Raw genomic sequence first — 17,882 nt, 5'->3', positions numbered from 1 at the left:
CCGATCAGCAGACCGGCGACGCCGTCCGGGCCGCGGCCGCGGCCGAACGCGAGACCAAGCACCACCAGGCCGCCCAGGACAGCCAGACGGTGTGGTTCCAGGGGGCCCCCGCTCTCGCGGGCGTCTTCTCCGTTCAGCTGACGGCCGACGCCGGCCGGGCCGCGGCCGCGGCCTACCGCGAGACCATGCACCACCTGGCCGCCCTGGACAGCCTGACGGTGTGGTACCAGGTCGCCGCCGCCGACGAGGTGCTGCGGCTGATCGATGAACCGAAGCGGCGCAAGAAGATCGAGAAGGCGACCGACAGCGCCCGCCGCCGCACCAGCCTGCAGGCGCTGAACAAACTGACCGAACCGGACCGGCACGGCGTACCGCGGATCAAGAACCAGCCTCCGCTGCTGGTGCCGATCGAACTGGTGGACCGGCGGCTGATCGAGACGGTCTTCGCCGACTACCGGCGCAGCCTGCCCGACGAGCGCCGCGTCCTGATCGACCGCTACGAGATCGTCGACTTCGCCCTGAAGGTGGTCGGCGTCGGCAGCGTCGGGACCCGCTGCTTCGTCGTCCTGCTTCAGGACCGGGAAACCGCCGGTCCCCTGTTCCTGCAGGTGAAGCAGGCCGAATGCGCGGTGCTCGCCGCCCATCTGCCCGCGAGCGCCTACCGGCACCAGGGGCACCGGGTGGTGGTCGGGCAGCGGCTCATGCAGTCGGCCAGCGATATCTTCCTCGGGTGGTGCACCGGCCCCGCCGACAACTGGTTCTATGTGCGCCAGCTGCGGGATATGAAGGGCTCGGCCGATATCGCCGCCATGTCCGCCGCGGAGCTGGCGGCCTACTCCGCCCTGTGCGGCGCCGTGCTCGCGCGCGCCCACGCCCGCTCCGGCGACCGCGTCGCCATCGCCGCCTACCTGGGCACGAGCGACGTATTCGACTGCGCCATGGCCGATTTCGCGGCGGCCTACACCAACCAGACGCTCTCCGACAAGCAGGCACTACAGGATGCCATCGATTCCGGGCGGGTACGAGCCGCCGCCGAGCCGTACTGATTTCCGCACCATCCGGCACGAACTCCCACACAATCCCGGCACCAACCCCACACAATCCCGGCACGCTTTTGGCCGGGATCACTACGACTGTCTGCCCCCCATATGGCTCGGCAGCACACACACCGTGTCCAGGCCGAAGACTCGGTTGAGGCGGCCGAAGCCGAGCCAGGAGCCCAGGCACATGGTCAGTTCGACGGCCTCGCGCTGGGTGTAGTGGGTGAGCATGCGGGACCAGAACTCGTCGTCGAGGTTGTGGTGGTCGAGCGCGTAGCGTTCGGCGTACTCGGCGGCGAGCCGGGTGCGCTCGTCGAACCGATCCGTGCCGCGCCAGTCGGCGACGGCGTCGGCGAATTCCGCCTCGACCTTGGCGCCGTCGCGTTCGGTGCGCCAGTCCTGGCAGAACAGGCACCCGTTGATCTGGGCGATGCGCAGCCGGGCGGCCTCGAACTCGCGCAGCCCCAGCGTGCTGTCGGAGTACACGGCGAGCGCGAATTGCGATGCGGCGACGCCGATTCCGGGCACCATCTCGCCCCAGACGTATTCGATCGGGTCGCGGCCCTCGGGCACATCGATGATCATGGTCGTTTCCTTTCGAGAATGCCGGTCGCGGGACGCACGGGGATGTCGAGCGCGTCGTAGAGTCCGGGTTCGGCGGCCACAAGCCAGTCGATGGCCCCGACCAGGCGGCCGACCGCGGTGGCATTGCCGCCCGCGGACCGGTTGCCGTCCTCGTCACCGGCCTCGACGGTGACCTCGATGCGCGGACGGCCCTCGACGATCACCCGATGCGCCCCGTCGCCGGTCGGCGGCGTCGGCCAGTCCGGCGCGCAGGCCGGGTGGATGCGGGTCACGTGCTCGATGACCAGGCGCGGCTCGCCGCCGACGATGCCCTGCACCTCGAACCGCACCGCGCCCTGGGTCCCGGCGTCGAAGGCGCCCATCCGCTCGGTGACGACGGTGTCGTCGAGCGCCCGCCGGTCCAGGGTCTCGCGGATCTCGTCGAGTTCGGCCCCCAGCGCCCGGGCCAGCAGCCGAATCTGCCCGCCCCACACCATGGTCGGCACACCCGGCGCCAGCATCGGCGGCCGGTAATCCATCGGCTGGCCCATGCCGACCAGGTAGCGCACCGAGTCGGGCTGGTCGTAGGTGGTGTAGTCGAAGATCTCCTGGCAGCGGATCTCCTCCACCTCGCTGCCCAGCCCCGCGACCAGCAGCGGCAGCACATCGTTGCCCCAGCCCGGGTCGACGCCGGAGACGAACAGCGAGCCACCGCCCGCGGCGATCGCCGACAGCACCCGCTCGCGCAATTCCGTTGGGGCGCTGCGGTGGTCGTAGAACGCGTACAGCGCGGGGGTCACGACGACCGCGCCCGCGCCGATCGCCCGGACGATATCGGCGAGCGCGTCGTCGGGCCGGATGTCGCCGGAGGCCGCGTAGACGACCGCGCGCGGCCCGGCCGCCAGCACGGCCTCGACGTCGTCGGTGGCCGCGACGTCCAGGGCGTGGTCGAGGCCCGCGAGCTCACCCGCGTCGCGGCCGACCTTGGCGGGGCTGTGGACGATGACTCCGGACAGTTCCAGCGCCGGATGGGCGGCCACGGCACGAATGGCCGCGCGGCCGACGTTCCCGGTGCCCCAGACGATCGTGGGGATCATCGGGCGAGCCTAGCAACTGCTTGGTTGGGCGTCGGATGTTTTCAGCGAACTTCCCTGCCGCGCGGATAGAGTGGCCTGGTGACCGAAGGCATGGATCCGGAGCTGATCGAGCTGGCGACCAAGGTGTTCGACCTGGCCAGGACCGGCGATGCGGCGGCGCTGGCCGCGTATCTGGAGGCCGGGGTGCCGGTGAACCTCACCAACGACCGCGGCGACACGCTGCTGATGCTGGCCGCCTACCACGGCCATCTGGAGTCGGTGACGACGCTGCTCGACCGCGGCGCCGACCCCAACCGCGCCAACGACAAGGGCCAGACCCCCGCCGCCGGTGCGGTGTTCAAGGGCGAGGACGAGATCCTGCGGGCCCTGCTGGACGCCGGGGCCGACCCGGACGCGGGCACGCCGTCCGCCCGCGACTCGGCCACCATGTTCGGCAAGACCGAACTCCTGGAGCTGTTCGGGGGATCTGCCTAATGCCCGTCGGGACGTCGAGCCGTCAGTCGCCGATGTCCTCGTACCACAGCTGCGGCTGCTCGGTGATGAACCGGGTCATCATGCCCACGCAGCGCTGATCGTCGAGGACGGTGACGTCGACGCCGTTGTCGGCGAGCCAGTCGTGGCCGCCGTGGAAGGTGCGGGCCTCCCCCACGATCACCGCGCCGATGCCGAACTGGCGCACCAGGCCGCTGCAGTACCAGCACGGCGACAGCGTGGTGACCATGATGGTGTCGCGGTAACCGCGGCGGCGACCGGCGTTGCGGAAGGCATCGGTCTCGGCGTGCAGGCTCGGATCGTCGTCCTGCACGCGGCGATTGTGCCCGCGCCCCAACAGGTTTCCGTTCGAGTCGAACAGCGCCGCGCCGATCGGGATGCCGCCCTGCGCCAGCCCGAGCCGCGCCTCCTCGTAGGCGGTCTCCAGCAGTTGCTCGGCAGTGATCATGGCGGTCATGCTGCCACCTCCCGCACGCGCAGCCGGGAACCGTTGACCGCCAGGTATGTCGCGGCCGACAGCACGAATCCGGCGAAGAAGGTGATATCGCCGAGTTCGGGCACCGCACGCGGGATCAGGCCGACGAACTTGTGCTGGTTGGAGAACAACAGCACCGACACCACGAGGCCGATCCCGAACGCCGCGACACCGCCGTGATTGGTGTAGCTCCGGTCGTAGAGCAGGTGCTCGAACCGGGTGCCGCGGCGCAGGAATTCGTCGGCGAACACCACACCCAGCCACGGCCCGATCCAGTAGGCGACGATCAGCAGGAACGCCTCGTACCCGGCCGCCGCATCACGCAGCGCCCACCAGGCGACCAGGAAGCCGACCCCGCCGAACGCCGCCGAGACCACGGCCCGCTGGATACGCACGGGCAGCCGCAGGCCGATGGTCACGAAGGCCAGGGCACCGGAGTAGACGTTGAGCGCATTCGCCGCGATCGCTCCGAGCGCTATGGCGAGCAGCGTCGCATCGGCCAGTGCGCCAGGCAGATTCGCGGTGAAACGATCCGTCGGGCTACCGGCGGCGGCACCCACGATGGTGGCGGAGGCCGCGCCCACCAGGGTCAGCCAGAGGCAGGAGACGAACAATCCGGCCGAGGCGAACCCGCCGGTCGCGCGCCGGGACACCGACGACGGCAGATAGCGGGAGTAGTCCGCGGCGTAGGGATTCCAGCCCGCCGCGTAGCCGAACGCGGTCCCGACCGTGAGCAGGAAGCCACCCGTCCCACCGACTCCCCCGGCCGAGGCGGGCGCGCCGAGATCCGCCTTGGCGAAGATCACGATCGTCACGATCACGAAAACCACTGCCAGCAGCGGGAATACGATCCGTTCGAAGGCCTGCACCAGGTTGTGGCCGAAGAACGCGAACCCGGTCTGCACCACCACGATCGCCAGCAGCGCGGGCACCTTCGGCAGGCCGGTCAGGGTGTTGAGCGCGAAGGCGCCGCTGACGCTGTTGGTGGCGAACCAGCCCACCCCGCACATGATCGCCATGAATCCGGCGGGGAGCGCATTGCCGCGATAGCCGAAACCCAAGCGCCCCAGCACCATCTGCGGCACACCGTACAGCGGGCCCCGCGCCGACAGCGCATAGTGCGCGATCGCGGCGAGTCCGGTGCCGAGCGCCAGGGCCGCGGCCGCCTGCGCGAAGGACATCCCGAATGCCGTGGTCGCGAGGACGCCGACGAAGATCGTGGCGAACTCGAGATTCGGCGACATCCAGGTCCAGAACAGCCGCCGCGGCGTGCCGTGCCGATCGGCCTCCGCAATGCGCTCGCTGCCGCCGGGTTCCACCGCCATGACGCGATCCCCGTAGGCCGGGGCCGGTGTCGCGGCCGTACTCACATCCATCGCACGATTGTGGACATGCGATGTTGCCGCAATATCAAGCCCGGTTACCGGCGGCGACACATTGTGTGACTCGTCAATCCCTGGAGAAGTCGATCTGCGCGGCGGCGTTGCCGACGGCGGTGACCATCCCGGTGCCGATCGGACCGCGCGAATCGAACAGGGTCGCCGTACCGACGGACACCCCGTTGGAGGTCAGGTGGCTCTCGGCGCGCAGGCCGACACGATCGCCGACCGGTACGCGGTCGAGGGCGACGGTCAGGTCGGCGTTGATGTACCCGATGCCCCGCGATCCCCAGTTGGTGACCAGGCTGGTGGATTCGGCGGCGATGACCGCCTGGACGAACGGGCTGCGCTCCTCGCCGTCGACCGCGCCCAGCGGCACCGCCCACAGACTCTTCCGCCCCGCGTTCTGATGGTCGCCCATGCTGGTCGACCACTCGTGGTCACTGCGGAACCACCAGTCGAGGCCCGCGTCGGCCGGGGGATCGAACGGATGCTCGGAGTGCCATTCCTCGCCGGGCGGCGCCTCGGCCGCCCGCAGCTGGACCAGGCGGGCCTGCGCGACCTCGGTGTCGCCCTGGCACACCCGGGCCGCGGCGATGTGGATGCGCCGTCCCGACCGCACCACCTCGGTGCGCACCTCGAGCGGTTGCCCCTTCGCCGCCTTGAACAGGTCGATGGTGAACCGCGCCGGGATGAAGTCGGCCCGGCCGTGCTCGCGTTCGAGCGAGCGCGCGGCGGCGGCGCAGATCGCCGGGCCGCTGAGCATGTCCGCTCCCCAGCGGCCGTACGCCCACTTCTGCGGCAGGTACCGGCCGTCGTCGTCGACCTTGAACAGGGAAGGCATGTCTGTCATACGCCCATAGTGTCGTATCGATGATCAGCGACCGCACCGCGGTACCGATCATCGGCCGCCGCACCCGCAACGCGGAAAACGGACGAAACGTGCGGCCGGTAGCGGTACGGTTCGGCTATGAGTTCTCCGGCGCAATCGTTTCGGGCGCAGCGGTGGATGCCGCCGATCGCGACTCCCCGGGCCCGCCAGAAGTGCAGTACCCCGCCGATGCCCGACCTGCGGCTGCTGGTGCTCCCGGCGGCGGGTCCCGAGGATGTGGTAGTCGCGCCCGACGGCCGGATCCTCACCGGCGTCACCGACGGGTCGATCCTCGCGGTCGATCCGAAAGACGGTGCGGTAGAACAGATCGCCCACACCGGCGGGCGGCCGCTCGGGTTGCACGCCGAACCCGACGGCTCGCTGCTCATCTGCGATTCCGAGCGCGGACTGCTGCGGCTGGACAAGCCGCACGGGACTCCGGAGGTGCTGGTCGCGGAGGTGGACGGGCAGCGACTCACGTTCGCCAGCAACGTGGTTGCCGATTCCGACGGCACGATCTACTTCTCCGCCTCGACCCGCCGGTACTCGCTCGACAACTACATGGGCGACTTCTTCGAGCACTCCGGCACCGGCCGGTTGTTCCGGCGGCATCCGGACGGCCGGGTCGAAACCCTGCTGGACGGACTGCAATTCGCCAACGGCGTGGTGCTGGCGCCGGACCGCTCGTGCGTGCTGGTGGCCGAGACGGCCGCCTACCGGGTGGCCCGCTACCGGCTGACCGGCCCGCAGGCAGGCACCTCCGACTACCTGGTGGAGAACCTGCCCGGCTTCCCCGACAATATGGGCCTGGGCAGCGACGGGCTGGCCTGGGTCACGCTGGTCACGCCGCGAAATCCCTTGCTGGACAGGCTACTTCCGATGCCCGGCGTACTGCGCCGGATCGTCTGGGCGATTCCGGCAGCGCTACAGCCGAAACCCGCGCGCACCGCCTGGGTGCAGGCCTTCGACTTCACCGGTGCGCTCGTGCACGATCTGCAGCGCGAGGGCGGTGACTACGCGCTGGTCACCGGGGTCGCCGAGCGCGCGGGCACGCTGTATCTGGGCAGCCTCGTCGAATCGGCCATCGCCGTCACGCACATCCCTGCGAAAGACTAGGCACCCCAAGGGAATACCACACGGCTACCCACCCGGCGCCGACGACAGATCGATCTCCACCGGGTACGGGACCGCGGCGGCGAAAGTGCCCGTATGCACCGCTTCCGGCGCGGGAATGTAGGCGCCGCACTCCTGGTCGAGCCAGTATTCGTACAGGATCGGGCGGTCGTCGGTGCCGCGTTCCACGCGCCAGAAGTAGGAGATGCCCGCCGCCGCATACAGTTCCGGCTTGCGGAACCAGTCGTCGACGTGGCTGTCCACGATCTCGACCACGAGCGTCGCCGACTCGACCGGAAGATACTCGGCGGAGTAGAGATCGACCCTGGTCTGGTCGACGACCACCACATCCGGTAGCGCGGGGTTGAATTCGTCCACGAGCACGCACTGCTGGGCCAGCACCGCGTACGGTGCGCGCCGGGCCTCCCCCAGCGGGGTCAGCAGCGTGTCCCGCACGGCATGGTGCCAGGTGCCGACGCCGCCGCGCACGGCGATCTCACCATCCACCAGCTCCCAGTCGAACGGCAGCTCGAGCTCTTTGACCTGCTCATATGTCCACCCCCGGCGGGGGCGGAGACACTCTGTCGGCTCCGCGGTCATGGCCCCCTCCTAACCCGTTGCGGGCCAGCGTAACCCGCACCACGCCCCGACGCAGCACGAGCAATACCCCCGCACCCCTACCCCGTCCCCGCACCCCCTACCAGCCCTTACAGGGAGTGCGGGAACATGCGACCGGTGCGGGAACATGCAGCCGGAGCGGGGCAGCGCATGCACGGGCGTGGTGCGGAAGGATGCGCTCGCGCAACCGTATTCAGGACTGCTGGGCTTCTTCCTGGGCGTGTTGGGCCTGGGCGAGCTGCTGCGGGGTGTAGCGCAGGGTGAGTGCGATCAGGCCGACCAGGGCCGCGCCGATGCCGCAGAGGAACAGCACCAGCGTGTAGCCGCTGTTGAGCGCGGCGATATCGCTGGCGGTCATGTCGGTGGTGCGGCCCGTGTGACCGCCCAGGGACAGGGTGCGCGAGGCGGCGATCGGGCTGAGAATGCCGATCGCGAGCGGCGTGCCGAGGTTGAAGATCATCTGGCCGATCGCCGAGAGCGGGCCGACGTCCGTGGCGGGGACGCCCACCAGCAGGCACAGCGGCCCCACCACGATCACGACACCGACGCCGAATCCCGCGGCCAGCAGCAGCGGCAGCAGCGTGGTCGCATAGCTGATGCTGCCGTCGAGGGTCGACCCGTAGAGCCCCGCCGCGGCCAGGATGACCGCCGAAATGCTCAGCAGCCAGCGAGGTCTGACGACCATGGCGGCCTTGGACGCCACGGCCGTGCCCGCCCCGGCGCCGAGGGTGAACGGGATCGAGGCCAGCCCGGCCATCAGCGGGCTGTAGCCGATGACGTTCTGCAGGAACTGCGCGACGAAGTAGGTCATCCCGGCCAGCACGCCCGACCCGAACAGCACCGCCAGGAAGGTCGCGGATCGGTCGCGGTCGCGGAACAGCGACAGCGGAAGGACGGGATTCTCGGCCGTGCGCTCGACGTAGACGAAGCCCACCAGCAGCAGCAGGCCCGCGATCAGCGAGCCGATGATCACCGGGTCGGACCAGCCCATCGCGGGTCCCTCGGTCGCCCCGAACACGACCGCGACGCACGCCGCGGTGCCCAGGATCGACCCCGGCACATCGAGCGCCAGCCGGTGGTGGGTCGTATCCCGCAGCACCCACACGGCGCCGAGCACGATCAGCAGGCCGATGGGCACGTTGATCAAAAACACCAGGCGCCAATCCAATTGGGTCAGCGCGCCGCCGATCACCAGCCCGCCGACCGAGCCGATGGCCTGCATCGATCCGAAGATGGCGATGGCCTGATTGCGCACCGGGCCGGGTGCGTACGTACTCGCCACCAGCGCCATGGCCGAGGGGGCGGCGATCGCCCCGCCGATGCCCTGCACGGCGCGGGCGGCGATGAGCATCGCCTCGTCCTGGGCCAGCCCGCAGGCCAGCGAGGCCAGCGTGAACACCACGACGCCGATGATCAGGACGCGCTTGCGCCCGAACAGGTCACCCAGCCGGCCGCCGAGCAGCATCAGGCCCGCGAAGGTCAGGCCGTAGGCGGTCACCGTCCACGCGCTGCCCGAACTCGACAGTCCCATCTGCTCCTGCAGCCGCGGCAGTGCCAGGATCACGATGGTGCCGTCCAGGATGACCATCAGGTTCAACCCGCTGAGCACCAGGATCGGCAACCCGAAGGCCCGCTTCGTCACGGGATAACGCATCGTCGCAGCGGGGTTATCGAGCACAGTGAGCCACTGTAACGGATGCCCCGCACCCCGCCCCGAACGCGTTCCAGCCGCGCCACCCGGCACTTCCCGCACCTCTTGCCCGTTCCCGCACCGGTTTCGAGGCCCTGCAGGGGGTGCGTGAGCATGGAGGGGGTGCGGCTGGGGAGCCTGGTGCGCATGCTCGGTGCCGGGTCAGTGGGAGGCCGCGGGTTCGGCTCGGTCGGGGGCGCCGGGGGTGAAGGCGGCCGTCGGGCCGATGACGATGATGGCCGGGGGGCGGATGGCCTCGGCGCGGACGCGTTCGGCGGCGGTGGCGAGGTCGGCGCGCAGCACCCGCTGGGTGCGCAGGCTGCCCTCCTGCACGACGGTGACGGGGGTGTCGGCGGGGCGGCCGCCGTCGATGAGCGCGGCGGCGAACTGTTCGATCCGCTCCACCGCCATGAGCAGGACCAGCGTGCCGCGCAGGCGGGCCAGGGCGGGCCAATCGACCAGCGAATCCGGATGATCGGGGGCGACATGCCCGCTCACCACCACGAATTCGTGCGTGACGCCTCGGTGCGTGACCGGAATACCGGCCAGCGCGGGCACCGAGATCGCGCTGGTGACACCGGGGACCACGGTCACCGGCACACCGGCCGCCGCGCAGGCCTCCAATTCCTCGTAGCCGCGCCCGAATACATATGGGTCCCCGCCCTTGAGCCGCACCACGAACTTGCCCGCCTTGACGCCCTCGATGAGCGTGGCGTTGATGGCGTCCTGGGCCATCGCGCGACCGTACGGGATCTTCGCGGCGTCGACGACCTCGACATCGGGCCCCAGTTCGGCGAGCAGTTCCGGCGGTGCCAGCCGGTCGGCGACGACGAGATCGGCACGGGCGAGCAGTCGGCGCCCGCGCACGGTGATCAGGTCCGGATCGCCGGGCCCGCCGCCGACCAGCGCCACCCCGGGCGCCACCGGCGCGGAGTCGTCGGTCACCACCCCGGACTGCAGCGCCTCCAGCAGCGCGGTGCGCACCGCCGCCGACCGCCGATGCTCGCCGCCCGCGAGCACCCCGAGCGTCATGCCGTCGTAGCGGGCCGTGGCCGGGGTGACGGCGGTGCCGAGCCGGGCGGTGTCCGCGCGCACGCAGAAGATGCGGCGCCGGGTGGCCTCGTCGACCACGGCGGCGTTGGTGTCCGGCTCGTCGGTGCAGGCGATGGCGTACCAGGCGCCGTCGAGGTCACCGTCGGCGTAGTCGCGCAGCTCCAGCGTGAGCTGGCCGGAACTCGCCATGCCCTCCACCGCCGGGGTGACCGCGCGGCTGATCACGTGCACGTCGGCACCCGAGGCGATCAACAGGCCGAGCCGGCGCTGGGCGACGGTCCCGCCGCCCACCACGACGACGCGGCGGCCGGCGAGATCGAGCCCGACGAGATAGTTCGGGTCCCCCACATGCGGGTCGGTTGGCGTGTTCGGCACAAGGTTCGAGCCTACGGCCTGCGCCGACGGCCCCGGCACGCACCCGCACAACCGATATGGACCTCACCGGACTTACAGGTGCCCGAGGACCTTGGTGGGGGTGATGCGGACGATGACTCGGTCGGCGTCGTTGATCGAGGCCGGGTTGAAGTCGGCGTAGCGCTTGCCGGTGTATTTCTGGGCCAGGCGGTCGGGCAGTTCCCGGTCCGGGTCGGGGGTGAGGGTGACGGTACCGCGGATCTGGGCGTAGGCGTAGGGCGTGTCCGGCGGATTGATCATCACGGAGATCCGCGGGTCGCGCACGAGATTCTTGTATTGCTGGCGCGCCACGGTGGTGGAGTACAGCAGATCGTCGCCGTCGCGCTCGATCCAGTTGACGGTCAGATGCGGCTGGCCGTCGCGGCCGATGGTGGCCATCGTGGCGAAGACCTTGGCGTTGTCCAGGTACTTCTTCAGGTCATCGGAAAGTTCGGCTGTCACATCACGTGCGAACCCGGTACGCGCCGCGGGTATTCCGCCCGGCGCCACCCGAAACCCGCCGGTGTGCTCCTATGCTCCGGATATGCGACGAGTCGTCTTCCGGATCCTGACGGTGCTGACCGTATTCCTGCTGGCCGGGGCGGCGACCGCGCAGGCCGACACACCCTTTCGCCCCACCGGCGCGATCGAGGCGGCGTTCTCGCAGCGCGGCCCGTGGGAGGTGACCGCGCAGGCCGGATTCGGCTGCTGCGACTCCACGGGCGCCGCCTACGACATCTGGTATCCGACGGACCTGGGCGCCCGCGGCGTCCGCCATCCGATCATCACCTGGGGCGACGGCACCAACGCGGTCCCCCGCCAATACGCCTACCTGCTGGAACACCTGGCGTCGTGGGGCTTCGTGGTGATCGCGGCCGAGAATCGCACCACCGGATCGGGTGCCGACATCGCCGGGGCGGCACGGTATTTGATCGATGCGTCGCGCGAACCGTCCAGCGTCTTCCACGACCGGCTCGATCCCGACGCGGTCGGTGCGGTGGGGCATTCCCAGGGCGCCTCCGGGGCGATCAACGCGATGGCAGGCTCGGGCGGAATGATCAAAACCGCTGTGCCGATGGAGATTCCGGCGGAATCGTTCTGCAGCGGAAATCTCATCAGCTGCGCCGACGTCCGGAAGCTGACGTCCGGCTCGGTGCTGTTCGTCAACGGCGCCGACGATGCGTTGATCTCCCCGTCGAATCAACCGCCGTGGCAACCGCAAGGGCTGCAATCGAATCGGGCCTACTACGACGCCGTGCCCGCCGCGGTGACCAAGGCGTGGGGCACGCTGGTCCGCGCGAATCACAATGACCCGCAGGGCCAGCCGGACTGCGCCCGCGCCTCGGTCCCCTGCACCACGGGCGTGTACGGCTACCTCGGTTACCCCACGGCCTGGCTCATGGCACACCTCCAGAACAGCGAGGCCGCACAGGCGGCCTTCACCCCCGGATCGGGCGAGTTCTACGCACCGAATCCGAACTGGGCCAACCAGATCGGTTCCGCATCCCGGTAGACGGGCCAACGGCCGACCCCATGGATCCCGCGGCGCAGTGCCCCGGGTCGGCAGGCCGACGCCCCACCCGGTGCGTGGGGCCGGGTGGCACTATCCGATGGGCTCGTCCTGCACCCAGTGGAATCCGGTGCTGCGCAACGGAAGACTGTCCGGATCCACCCGCCGCAGCGTCATCGTCACCGGGTGGCCCTCCAGCTCGCCGGTCAGCGTCACCGCATCCGGCGCGGGCTGCTCGAAGGTCAGCGCGGCCGTGGGCACGGTGCCGTCGGTGAGTTCGATCCGACGCGTGGCGGCGTCGACGGTGCCGGGGACGGTCACCAACTCGCCGCCCATCCGCTGGTAGGACACCTGCCCGGGGAAGTCGAAGACGACCGTGCGCCAGCGTGTTTCGTCGGTGAGCAGCGGCGGCACCGCCTGCCCGTCGCGGACGAATTCCGACACCGACCAGATGCCGTACAGCGGCGGCTTCGGACGATCGGGGCCGCCTTCCTTCCAGAAGCCCCAGCCGACGTGGATCATCTCCACGGCCACCCAGATGCCGAGCGCGATCTGCGCGGCGGCCGCGATCAGGCGCGAGCGCCGCGTATGGAACGGATACGGCGTCGTCGAGGGCCCGGCCGTCCGGTCGAACACCAGCACATCGGCCAGCCGCCGCGCCTCGGGCGCCAGCAGCACCAGCGACATCAGCAGCAGATGCCCGGCCAGGATCTTCACCGGCACCCCGAAGGTCATGTTCAGCACGAAGATCTGCGCCGTGCTGATCAGGGTCAGCATCGCACCCGCGAGGGCGGTGCGCGGGATGAACAGCAGAATCGCCGCCACCACCTCCGCGGCGCCGAGCAGCATCTCGTACGGCGGCGACACTCCGACCTGATTCCACAGCACCTCGAACGGGCTGAGGTTGCCGAACGGCTCCAGCAGGGTGGTCAGCGCCGGCTCCGGCATCTGGGACGGAATCAGCTTGCCGAAACCGTAGTTCAGCATCTGCCCGGCCACGCACAGCCGGATGAACAGCAGAAACCACCCGGCCAGCGCCCGGTACTGCGTGCGGCGCCGATCCAGCAGCGTCCACACCAGCGTCCCGGCGACCGCGAGCACCAGCACGCAGAACACCAGCACCCACAGCACGCCCTGGTCACCGCTGCCGTTGAAGCGCAGTTCGACGTCGGCCCCGAAGACCGTGCGACCCACCCAGGCGTAGACGGGCTCGAGGAGGCGTACCTGCCACAGCACCGCGTCGCGCGGCAGCCAGGAGGTGAACCAGCCGAGGAACGCCGTGATCAGCTGCGGATACAGCAGGCTGAACAGCCCGAAGTACAGGAAGCAGAACCGGAACACGATCCGGGTCGACGGATTCCAGGCCGCCGGTGACGACTCTCCGGTCTCCGATTGCGCCGCCGGCGGTGTGGTTGCCGTTGCGACTGCGCCCACGCTCGTCCCCTTTCGATGAAGTTTGCATTCCGAAGCTACGGAGCGAACGACGCCGACCGCTTCCGGGAAGGCCCTGAGTTACACCCGGATCCCGCGTACGCCGCGGGACTGATCCACGCTGCGGCGCCCACGTCGCTCACGACAGCCGACGCTAGGAACGAGGGACCGGAACGCACCTCCCGCTACGGGCCGATTTGCCGTACCCGGGCACGGTGGGACACGGGCCGCCGCCCCCTACCTCGGTACGGGGCTCGCGTCACCCGCTGGTAGGGCAATCGGGGGTCCCGGTGACCGGAACTGGGGGCATTCGCCGCCGGATTCGGCTCCCACACTGATTAGAACGCGTTACATTTCACTCACCGCGCGCCGCGAACCCGCGCCACGGAACACACTGGCGCGCACGCTGTTCCATACTGCTCAGGAGGACTGGTGATGGCGGCCGATCCCGAACCCGATCCCGGACAGCGCCGGCAGCTGACCACCAGCGCCCGCGATCTGGACGACCTCGCCGAGCGGCTCACCCGCTGGCTGGCGGCCCGCCTGGACTGCGACGGTCCGCCCAAGATCACCAACCTGACTCGCCCGCAGGCCGGTGGCATGTCGAGTTCCTCGGTGCTGTTCGATGCCGCATGGCAGGTCGACGGGCGGGCGGGAGGCGGCTCCTATGTGGCGCGCATGGCACCCGAGGCCGGGTCGTTCCCGGTATTCGAGACCTACGACCTCGAGACGCAGTACGCGGTGATGGCCGGGGTGGCCGAGCACACCGACGTGCCGGTGCCGCCGCTGTGCTGGCTGGAGACCGACGAATCGGTGCTGGGCACACCGTTTTTCGTGATGCGGCGGGTGGACGGCCGTATCCCCGAGGACAATCCGCCCTACGTGTTCGTCGGCTGGCTGTTCGACGCCACGGCCGAGCAACGGCTGCGGCTGACCCGCAACACCGTCGACATCATCGCGAAGATCCACGCCCTGCCCGATCCGGCCGCGAAATTCCCGATGCTCGACGGCGAGGGTTCGGCGCTGCGCCGCCACGTCGACGCGCAGCGGGCCTGGTACCGGTGGGCGCTGGCCGACGACGGATACCGGATTCCGCTGCTGGAGCGGGCCTTCGAGTGGCTCGAGGAGCACTGGCCCGCCGATCCGGGCCCGGACGTGCTCAGCTGGGGCGACGCGCGGCCCGGCAATGTGATCTATCGGGGATTCGAGCCCGCCGCCGTTCTCGACTGGGAGATGGCGGCTTTGGGCCCGCGCGAACTCGATATCGCGTGGATCATCTTCATCCACCGCTTCTTCCAGGACATCGCCACCCGATTCGACCAGCCCGGCCTGCCGGACTACCTGCGCCGCGACGATGTGGTGGACCATTACCGGCGGATCACCGGATACACGGTGCGCGAACTGGATTGGTATCTGGTGTACGCGGCGCTGCGGCACGGCATCGTGATGGCGCGGGTGAAGCGCCGGATGATCCACTTCGGCGAGGACACCGACACCGCCGACCGCGACGACTACGTCATGCACCGGACGAGCCTGGAGGCCCTGCTCGCCGGAACATACACCTGGGATTGACCCGCTACGAACAGGATTCGAACATGCCTGTCCCCTTGGACGAGTACCCCATCCACCAGACGCCGCTGTCGATGGCCCGGGTGGCCGGTAGCGACCGGAACTTCTACGACCGCAGCTATTTCAACGCGCACGATCGTGCCGGTGGCACGCTGCTGATCACCGGCATGGGCGTGTACCCGAATCTGGGGGTCGTCGACGCCTACGCCGCGGTCCGCCGCGGCGACACCCAGCGCGCGGTGCGCTTCTCCGACGCGCTGGGCGAGCGCGGTCTGGACCAGCGGGTCGGCGGCTATCGGATCGAGGTGCTGGAGCCGCTGCAGCGCATCCGGATCGTCTGCGAGCACGACGATCTCGGCTTCGACCTCACCTGGACCGGCGCGTTCCCGGCGGTGCAGGAGCAGCCGCATCTGATTCTCGCCGGGAACCGGCCGATCATCGACGCCTCGCGGTTCGCCCAGGTCGGGTCGTGGTCGGGCATGCTGAGCCTGGACGGGACCGATATCGCCGTCGACCCGCGGGTGTGGACCGGCACCCGCGACCGCTCCTGGGGCATCCGTCCCGTCGGCGAGACCGAACCCGCCGGTCGCGCCAATGCCGAAGGGCCGGGCGGGTTCTGGTGGATGTATGTGCCGCTGCGGTTCGACGACTTCGCGATCGTGGTGATCATGCAGGAGAATCCGGACGGCTTCCGCACCCTCAACGATGCGGTGCGGGTGTGGCCGGACGGGCGGGTGGAGCAGCTCGGCTGGCCCCGGGTGCACATCGAATACTGTTCCGGCACAAGGCTTCCCGTTGCCGCACGGCTGGATCTGACGACGCCCGACGGTAAGCCGCTCGAGGTGGAGATCACGCCGCACACGTTCATGGCGCTGCATATCGGCTGCGGTTACGGCGGGGATCCGGACTGGGGGCACGGCCAGTGGAAGGGCGCGGGCTGGTCGTCCAGTGTCGCCTACGATCTCACCGATCCGGCCGTCGCCGCACGCATCCCGTGGGGCGTCATCGACCACGTCGCGCAGGCCCGCTGCAATGGCGCCGAGGGCTGGGGCCTGTTCGAACATGCCAGCCTGGGCCGCCACGACCCCACCGGCTTCGCCGACTGGACCGCGGTGGCGCCCTAGCGGATTCACCGGTTGTAGGGGAACTCCTGCACCCAGTGGAAGCCGCGGCTGGGCAGCGTGAAGGCCGTCTCGTCGATCCGGTGTGCGACGATGCGCACCGGCTGGTCCCGCAGGGTGCCCTCGAGGACCATCCGATCGGGCCCCGGGCGTTCGAAGGTCAAGGCCCCGTACGGTTTTCCGGCTCCCTGTGCCAGCTCCATCCGGTTCCGTCCGGTGTCGATGATCGCCGACATCCGGCTGATCCGATCGTCCATGCCCTGTATCACCGTATCGGTGGAGGGACCGGTGGGCCGGTCGAAGACCCGGTCGAACACGATGTGGCGCGGCCGCTCGGCATCGGTGGTCAGGGGCGGGCGCAGCTGCCCGGCCGCGGTGAACTCGGTGACCTCCCAGATCCCGTGGAGCGGCGACAGGCGTTGGGAGTCATGCCAATTCGCCCATCCCTGCTGCACCGCTCCGCCCAGGACCCAGGCGCCGAGGGCCACTTGGACGATGACCGCCGTGCGCGTGGTGCTCCACCGCGCCGGGGGTGTCGCGGCGGGCGCGGCGCGGCCCAGCAGCGCCCGTGTCAGGCGCCGCGCCTCCGGTGCCAGCAGGACGGCGCTCTGCAGCAGCAGGTGGAATGCGAACAGTTTCACCGGCACGTCGAAGGTCAGGTTCAGCAGCAGCACCTGCGCCATGTCCACCAGGGCGAGCAGCGCGCCCGCGGTCGCCGTCCAGGGCAGGATCAGCAGCACCCCGGCCAGCACCTCGGCCGAACCGAGGGCGATCTCATACTGTGGCGAGGCACCCACCTGCGACCACAGCACACCCATGGGGCTCATATCGCCGAACCGCTCCACGTACCGGAACAGTCCGAGCGTCATCTGTGTCGGGAACACCTTGGCGAAGCCGTAGACGAACATCGTGGCCGCCAGCCCGAATCGGATCATCAGCCGCAGGCCGGTGTGCAGGGACGGATAGGCCGGACGCCGCCGGTCGAGAATCGACCAGATCAGGGTGATCACGGCCGCGATCGCCAGCAGGCACGCCGCCAGCACCCAGGTCGCCGCGGTATCGCCGCTGCCCGTGACGGTTTCGGGCGCGATGGTGGTGCCGAACACGTGCGTGCCCACCCAGCGCACGAGCGGGTCCAGCGCGCGGCCCGGTGCGGTGAGAACCGCCTCGGGAATGAACCGCCCCGCCCATCCGGCCAGCGAGGTGATCACGAGCGCGGTGGCGACATAGAACAGCACGATGTAGCTGAAGAAGAACCGGAACAGAACCCGGACGGCGACGGGCCAGTACACCATCCGGGGTGTGGCCGAATCCTGCTGTGCGGGTTCGGCGATCACATCGACCGACATGGGCACTCCCGGGCAACGACTGAAATCACATGCGAGACCTCACCTTATCGATCGCCTCCACCCCGAACATCCGGGAAAACCCGGGAGTCCCGCCCGGTCCCGATGCTACTTGCGAAC

The 17,882-nt window shown here is 69.7% G+C and carries 17 protein-coding genes; 6 read left to right on the top strand and 11 right to left on the bottom strand.

Annotated features, from left to right (window positions below; genetic code table 11):
• On the top strand, positions 1 to 1,046 hold a 1,046-nt coding region (locus QH290_RS06480), incomplete at its 5' end, for a DUF2252 domain-containing protein (RefSeq protein WP_280382248.1).
• A gap of 81 nt (positions 1,047 to 1,127) precedes the next feature.
• Here the strand turns inward: QH290_RS06480 and QH290_RS06475 are convergent.
• Together QH290_RS06475 and QH290_RS06470 are read right to left on the bottom strand one after the other, a co-directional pair.
• Positions 1,128 to 1,625 (bottom strand): carboxymuconolactone decarboxylase family protein, encoded by a 498-nt coding sequence (locus tag QH290_RS06475; RefSeq protein ID WP_280382247.1) that lies wholly within the window; start codon positions 1,623 to 1,625, stop codon positions 1,128 to 1,130.
• Positions 1,622 to 2,701, bottom strand: a complete 1,080-nt coding sequence (locus QH290_RS06470; protein WP_280266322.1) for an NAD(P)H-dependent amine dehydrogenase family protein — start codon at positions 2,699 to 2,701, stop codon at positions 1,622 to 1,624. Before QH290_RS06470 ends, QH290_RS06475 begins: the two co-directional genes overlap by 4 nt.
• A 90-nt stretch (positions 2,702 to 2,791) precedes the next feature.
• On the opposite strand from QH290_RS06470, the gene QH290_RS06465 reads away from it, so the two are divergent.
• A complete protein-coding gene (locus QH290_RS06465) occupies positions 2,792 to 3,175 on the top strand; it encodes an ankyrin repeat domain-containing protein (RefSeq protein WP_280266335.1) in 384 nt (127 codons plus the stop codon).
• A gap of 22 nt (positions 3,176 to 3,197) precedes the next feature.
• Here the strand turns inward: QH290_RS06465 and QH290_RS06460 are convergent, their stop codons facing one another.
• From QH290_RS06460 to QH290_RS06450, 3 genes are all read right to left on the bottom strand, one after another.
• The gene (locus QH290_RS06460) at positions 3,198 to 3,650 is read right to left on the bottom strand and encodes a nucleoside deaminase (RefSeq protein WP_280382246.1); all 453 of its coding nucleotides are present in this window, start codon (positions 3,648 to 3,650) and stop codon (positions 3,198 to 3,200) included.
• On the bottom strand, positions 3,647 to 5,044 hold the full coding sequence (locus QH290_RS06455) for a purine-cytosine permease family protein (RefSeq protein WP_280266320.1): 1,398 nt from the start codon (positions 5,042 to 5,044) through the stop codon (positions 3,647 to 3,649). Before QH290_RS06455 ends, QH290_RS06460 begins: the two co-directional genes overlap by 4 nt.
• 73 nt (positions 5,045 to 5,117) lie before the next feature.
• Complete coding sequence (locus tag QH290_RS06450) at positions 5,118 to 5,900, bottom strand: acyl-CoA thioesterase domain-containing protein (protein WP_280266319.1); 783 nt, start codon at positions 5,898 to 5,900, stop codon at positions 5,118 to 5,120.
• A 117-nt stretch (positions 5,901 to 6,017) separates the two neighbouring features.
• Here QH290_RS06450 and QH290_RS06445 point away from each other — a divergent pair, with 117 nt between their 5' ends.
• Positions 6,018 to 7,034: an SMP-30/gluconolactonase/LRE family protein gene (locus tag QH290_RS06445; protein ID WP_280266318.1), complete on the top strand. Its 1,017-nt coding sequence runs from the start codon at positions 6,018 to 6,020 to the stop codon at positions 7,032 to 7,034.
• Positions 7,035 to 7,058: 24 nt separating this feature from the next.
• On the opposite strand, the gene QH290_RS06440 is transcribed toward QH290_RS06445, so the two are convergent.
• The 4 genes from QH290_RS06440 to QH290_RS06425 form a co-directional block, all read right to left on the bottom strand.
• Complete coding sequence (locus QH290_RS06440) at positions 7,059 to 7,631, bottom strand: Uma2 family endonuclease (protein WP_280382245.1); 573 nt, start codon at positions 7,629 to 7,631, stop codon at positions 7,059 to 7,061.
• A 211-nt stretch (positions 7,632 to 7,842) separates the two neighbouring features.
• Positions 7,843 to 9,303 (bottom strand): MFS transporter, encoded by a 1,461-nt coding sequence (locus tag QH290_RS06435; protein ID WP_280266316.1) that lies wholly within the window; start codon positions 9,301 to 9,303, stop codon positions 7,843 to 7,845.
• Between the two features lie 198 nt (positions 9,304 to 9,501).
• Positions 9,502 to 10,767, bottom strand: coding sequence for a uroporphyrinogen-III C-methyltransferase (gene cobA / locus QH290_RS06430; protein ID WP_280382244.1), 1,266 nt, complete (start codon positions 10,765 to 10,767; stop codon positions 9,502 to 9,504).
• A gap of 72 nt (positions 10,768 to 10,839) precedes the next feature.
• Positions 10,840 to 11,247 (bottom strand): PPOX class F420-dependent oxidoreductase, encoded by a 408-nt coding sequence (locus QH290_RS06425; RefSeq protein ID WP_280382243.1) that lies wholly within the window; start codon positions 11,245 to 11,247, stop codon positions 10,840 to 10,842.
• Between the two features lie 82 nt (positions 11,248 to 11,329).
• Between QH290_RS06425 and QH290_RS06420 the strand changes: the two genes are divergently transcribed.
• Positions 11,330 to 12,298 carry a poly(ethylene terephthalate) hydrolase family protein gene (locus QH290_RS06420; RefSeq protein ID WP_280382241.1) on the top strand — a complete coding sequence of 323 codons (969 nt, stop codon included), beginning with the start codon at positions 11,330 to 11,332 and terminating at the stop codon, positions 12,296 to 12,298.
• Between the two features lie 90 nt (positions 12,299 to 12,388).
• On the opposite strand, the gene QH290_RS06415 is transcribed toward QH290_RS06420, so the two are convergent.
• Complete coding sequence (locus QH290_RS06415) at positions 12,389 to 13,729, bottom strand: DoxX family protein (RefSeq protein ID WP_280382240.1); 1,341 nt, start codon at positions 13,727 to 13,729, stop codon at positions 12,389 to 12,391.
• A gap of 432 nt (positions 13,730 to 14,161) precedes the next feature.
• Here QH290_RS06415 and QH290_RS06410 point away from each other — a divergent pair, with 432 nt between their 5' ends.
• The gene (locus QH290_RS06410) at positions 14,162 to 15,298 is read left to right on the top strand and encodes a phosphotransferase family protein (RefSeq protein ID WP_280382239.1); all 1,137 of its coding nucleotides are present in this window, start codon (positions 14,162 to 14,164) and stop codon (positions 15,296 to 15,298) included.
• Positions 15,299 to 15,321: 23 nt separating this feature from the next.
• Entirely contained in the window at positions 15,322 to 16,419 is a 1,098-nt protein-coding gene (locus tag QH290_RS06405) for an Rv3169 family protein (RefSeq protein ID WP_280382238.1), read from the top strand.
• A gap of 5 nt (positions 16,420 to 16,424) precedes the next feature.
• On the opposite strand, the gene QH290_RS06400 is transcribed toward QH290_RS06405, so the two are convergent.
• Positions 16,425 to 17,765 (bottom strand): DoxX family protein, encoded by a 1,341-nt coding sequence (locus tag QH290_RS06400; RefSeq protein WP_280382237.1) that lies wholly within the window; start codon positions 17,763 to 17,765, stop codon positions 16,425 to 16,427.
• Between the last annotated feature and the right edge of the window lie 117 nt (positions 17,766 to 17,882).

Origin of the sequence: Nocardia wallacei (assembly GCF_029869545.1) — a bacterium.
GTDB lineage: Bacteria > Actinomycetota > Actinomycetes > Mycobacteriales > Mycobacteriaceae > Nocardia > Nocardia wallacei_A.
This window is presented reverse-complemented; position numbering and strand designations above follow the sequence as displayed.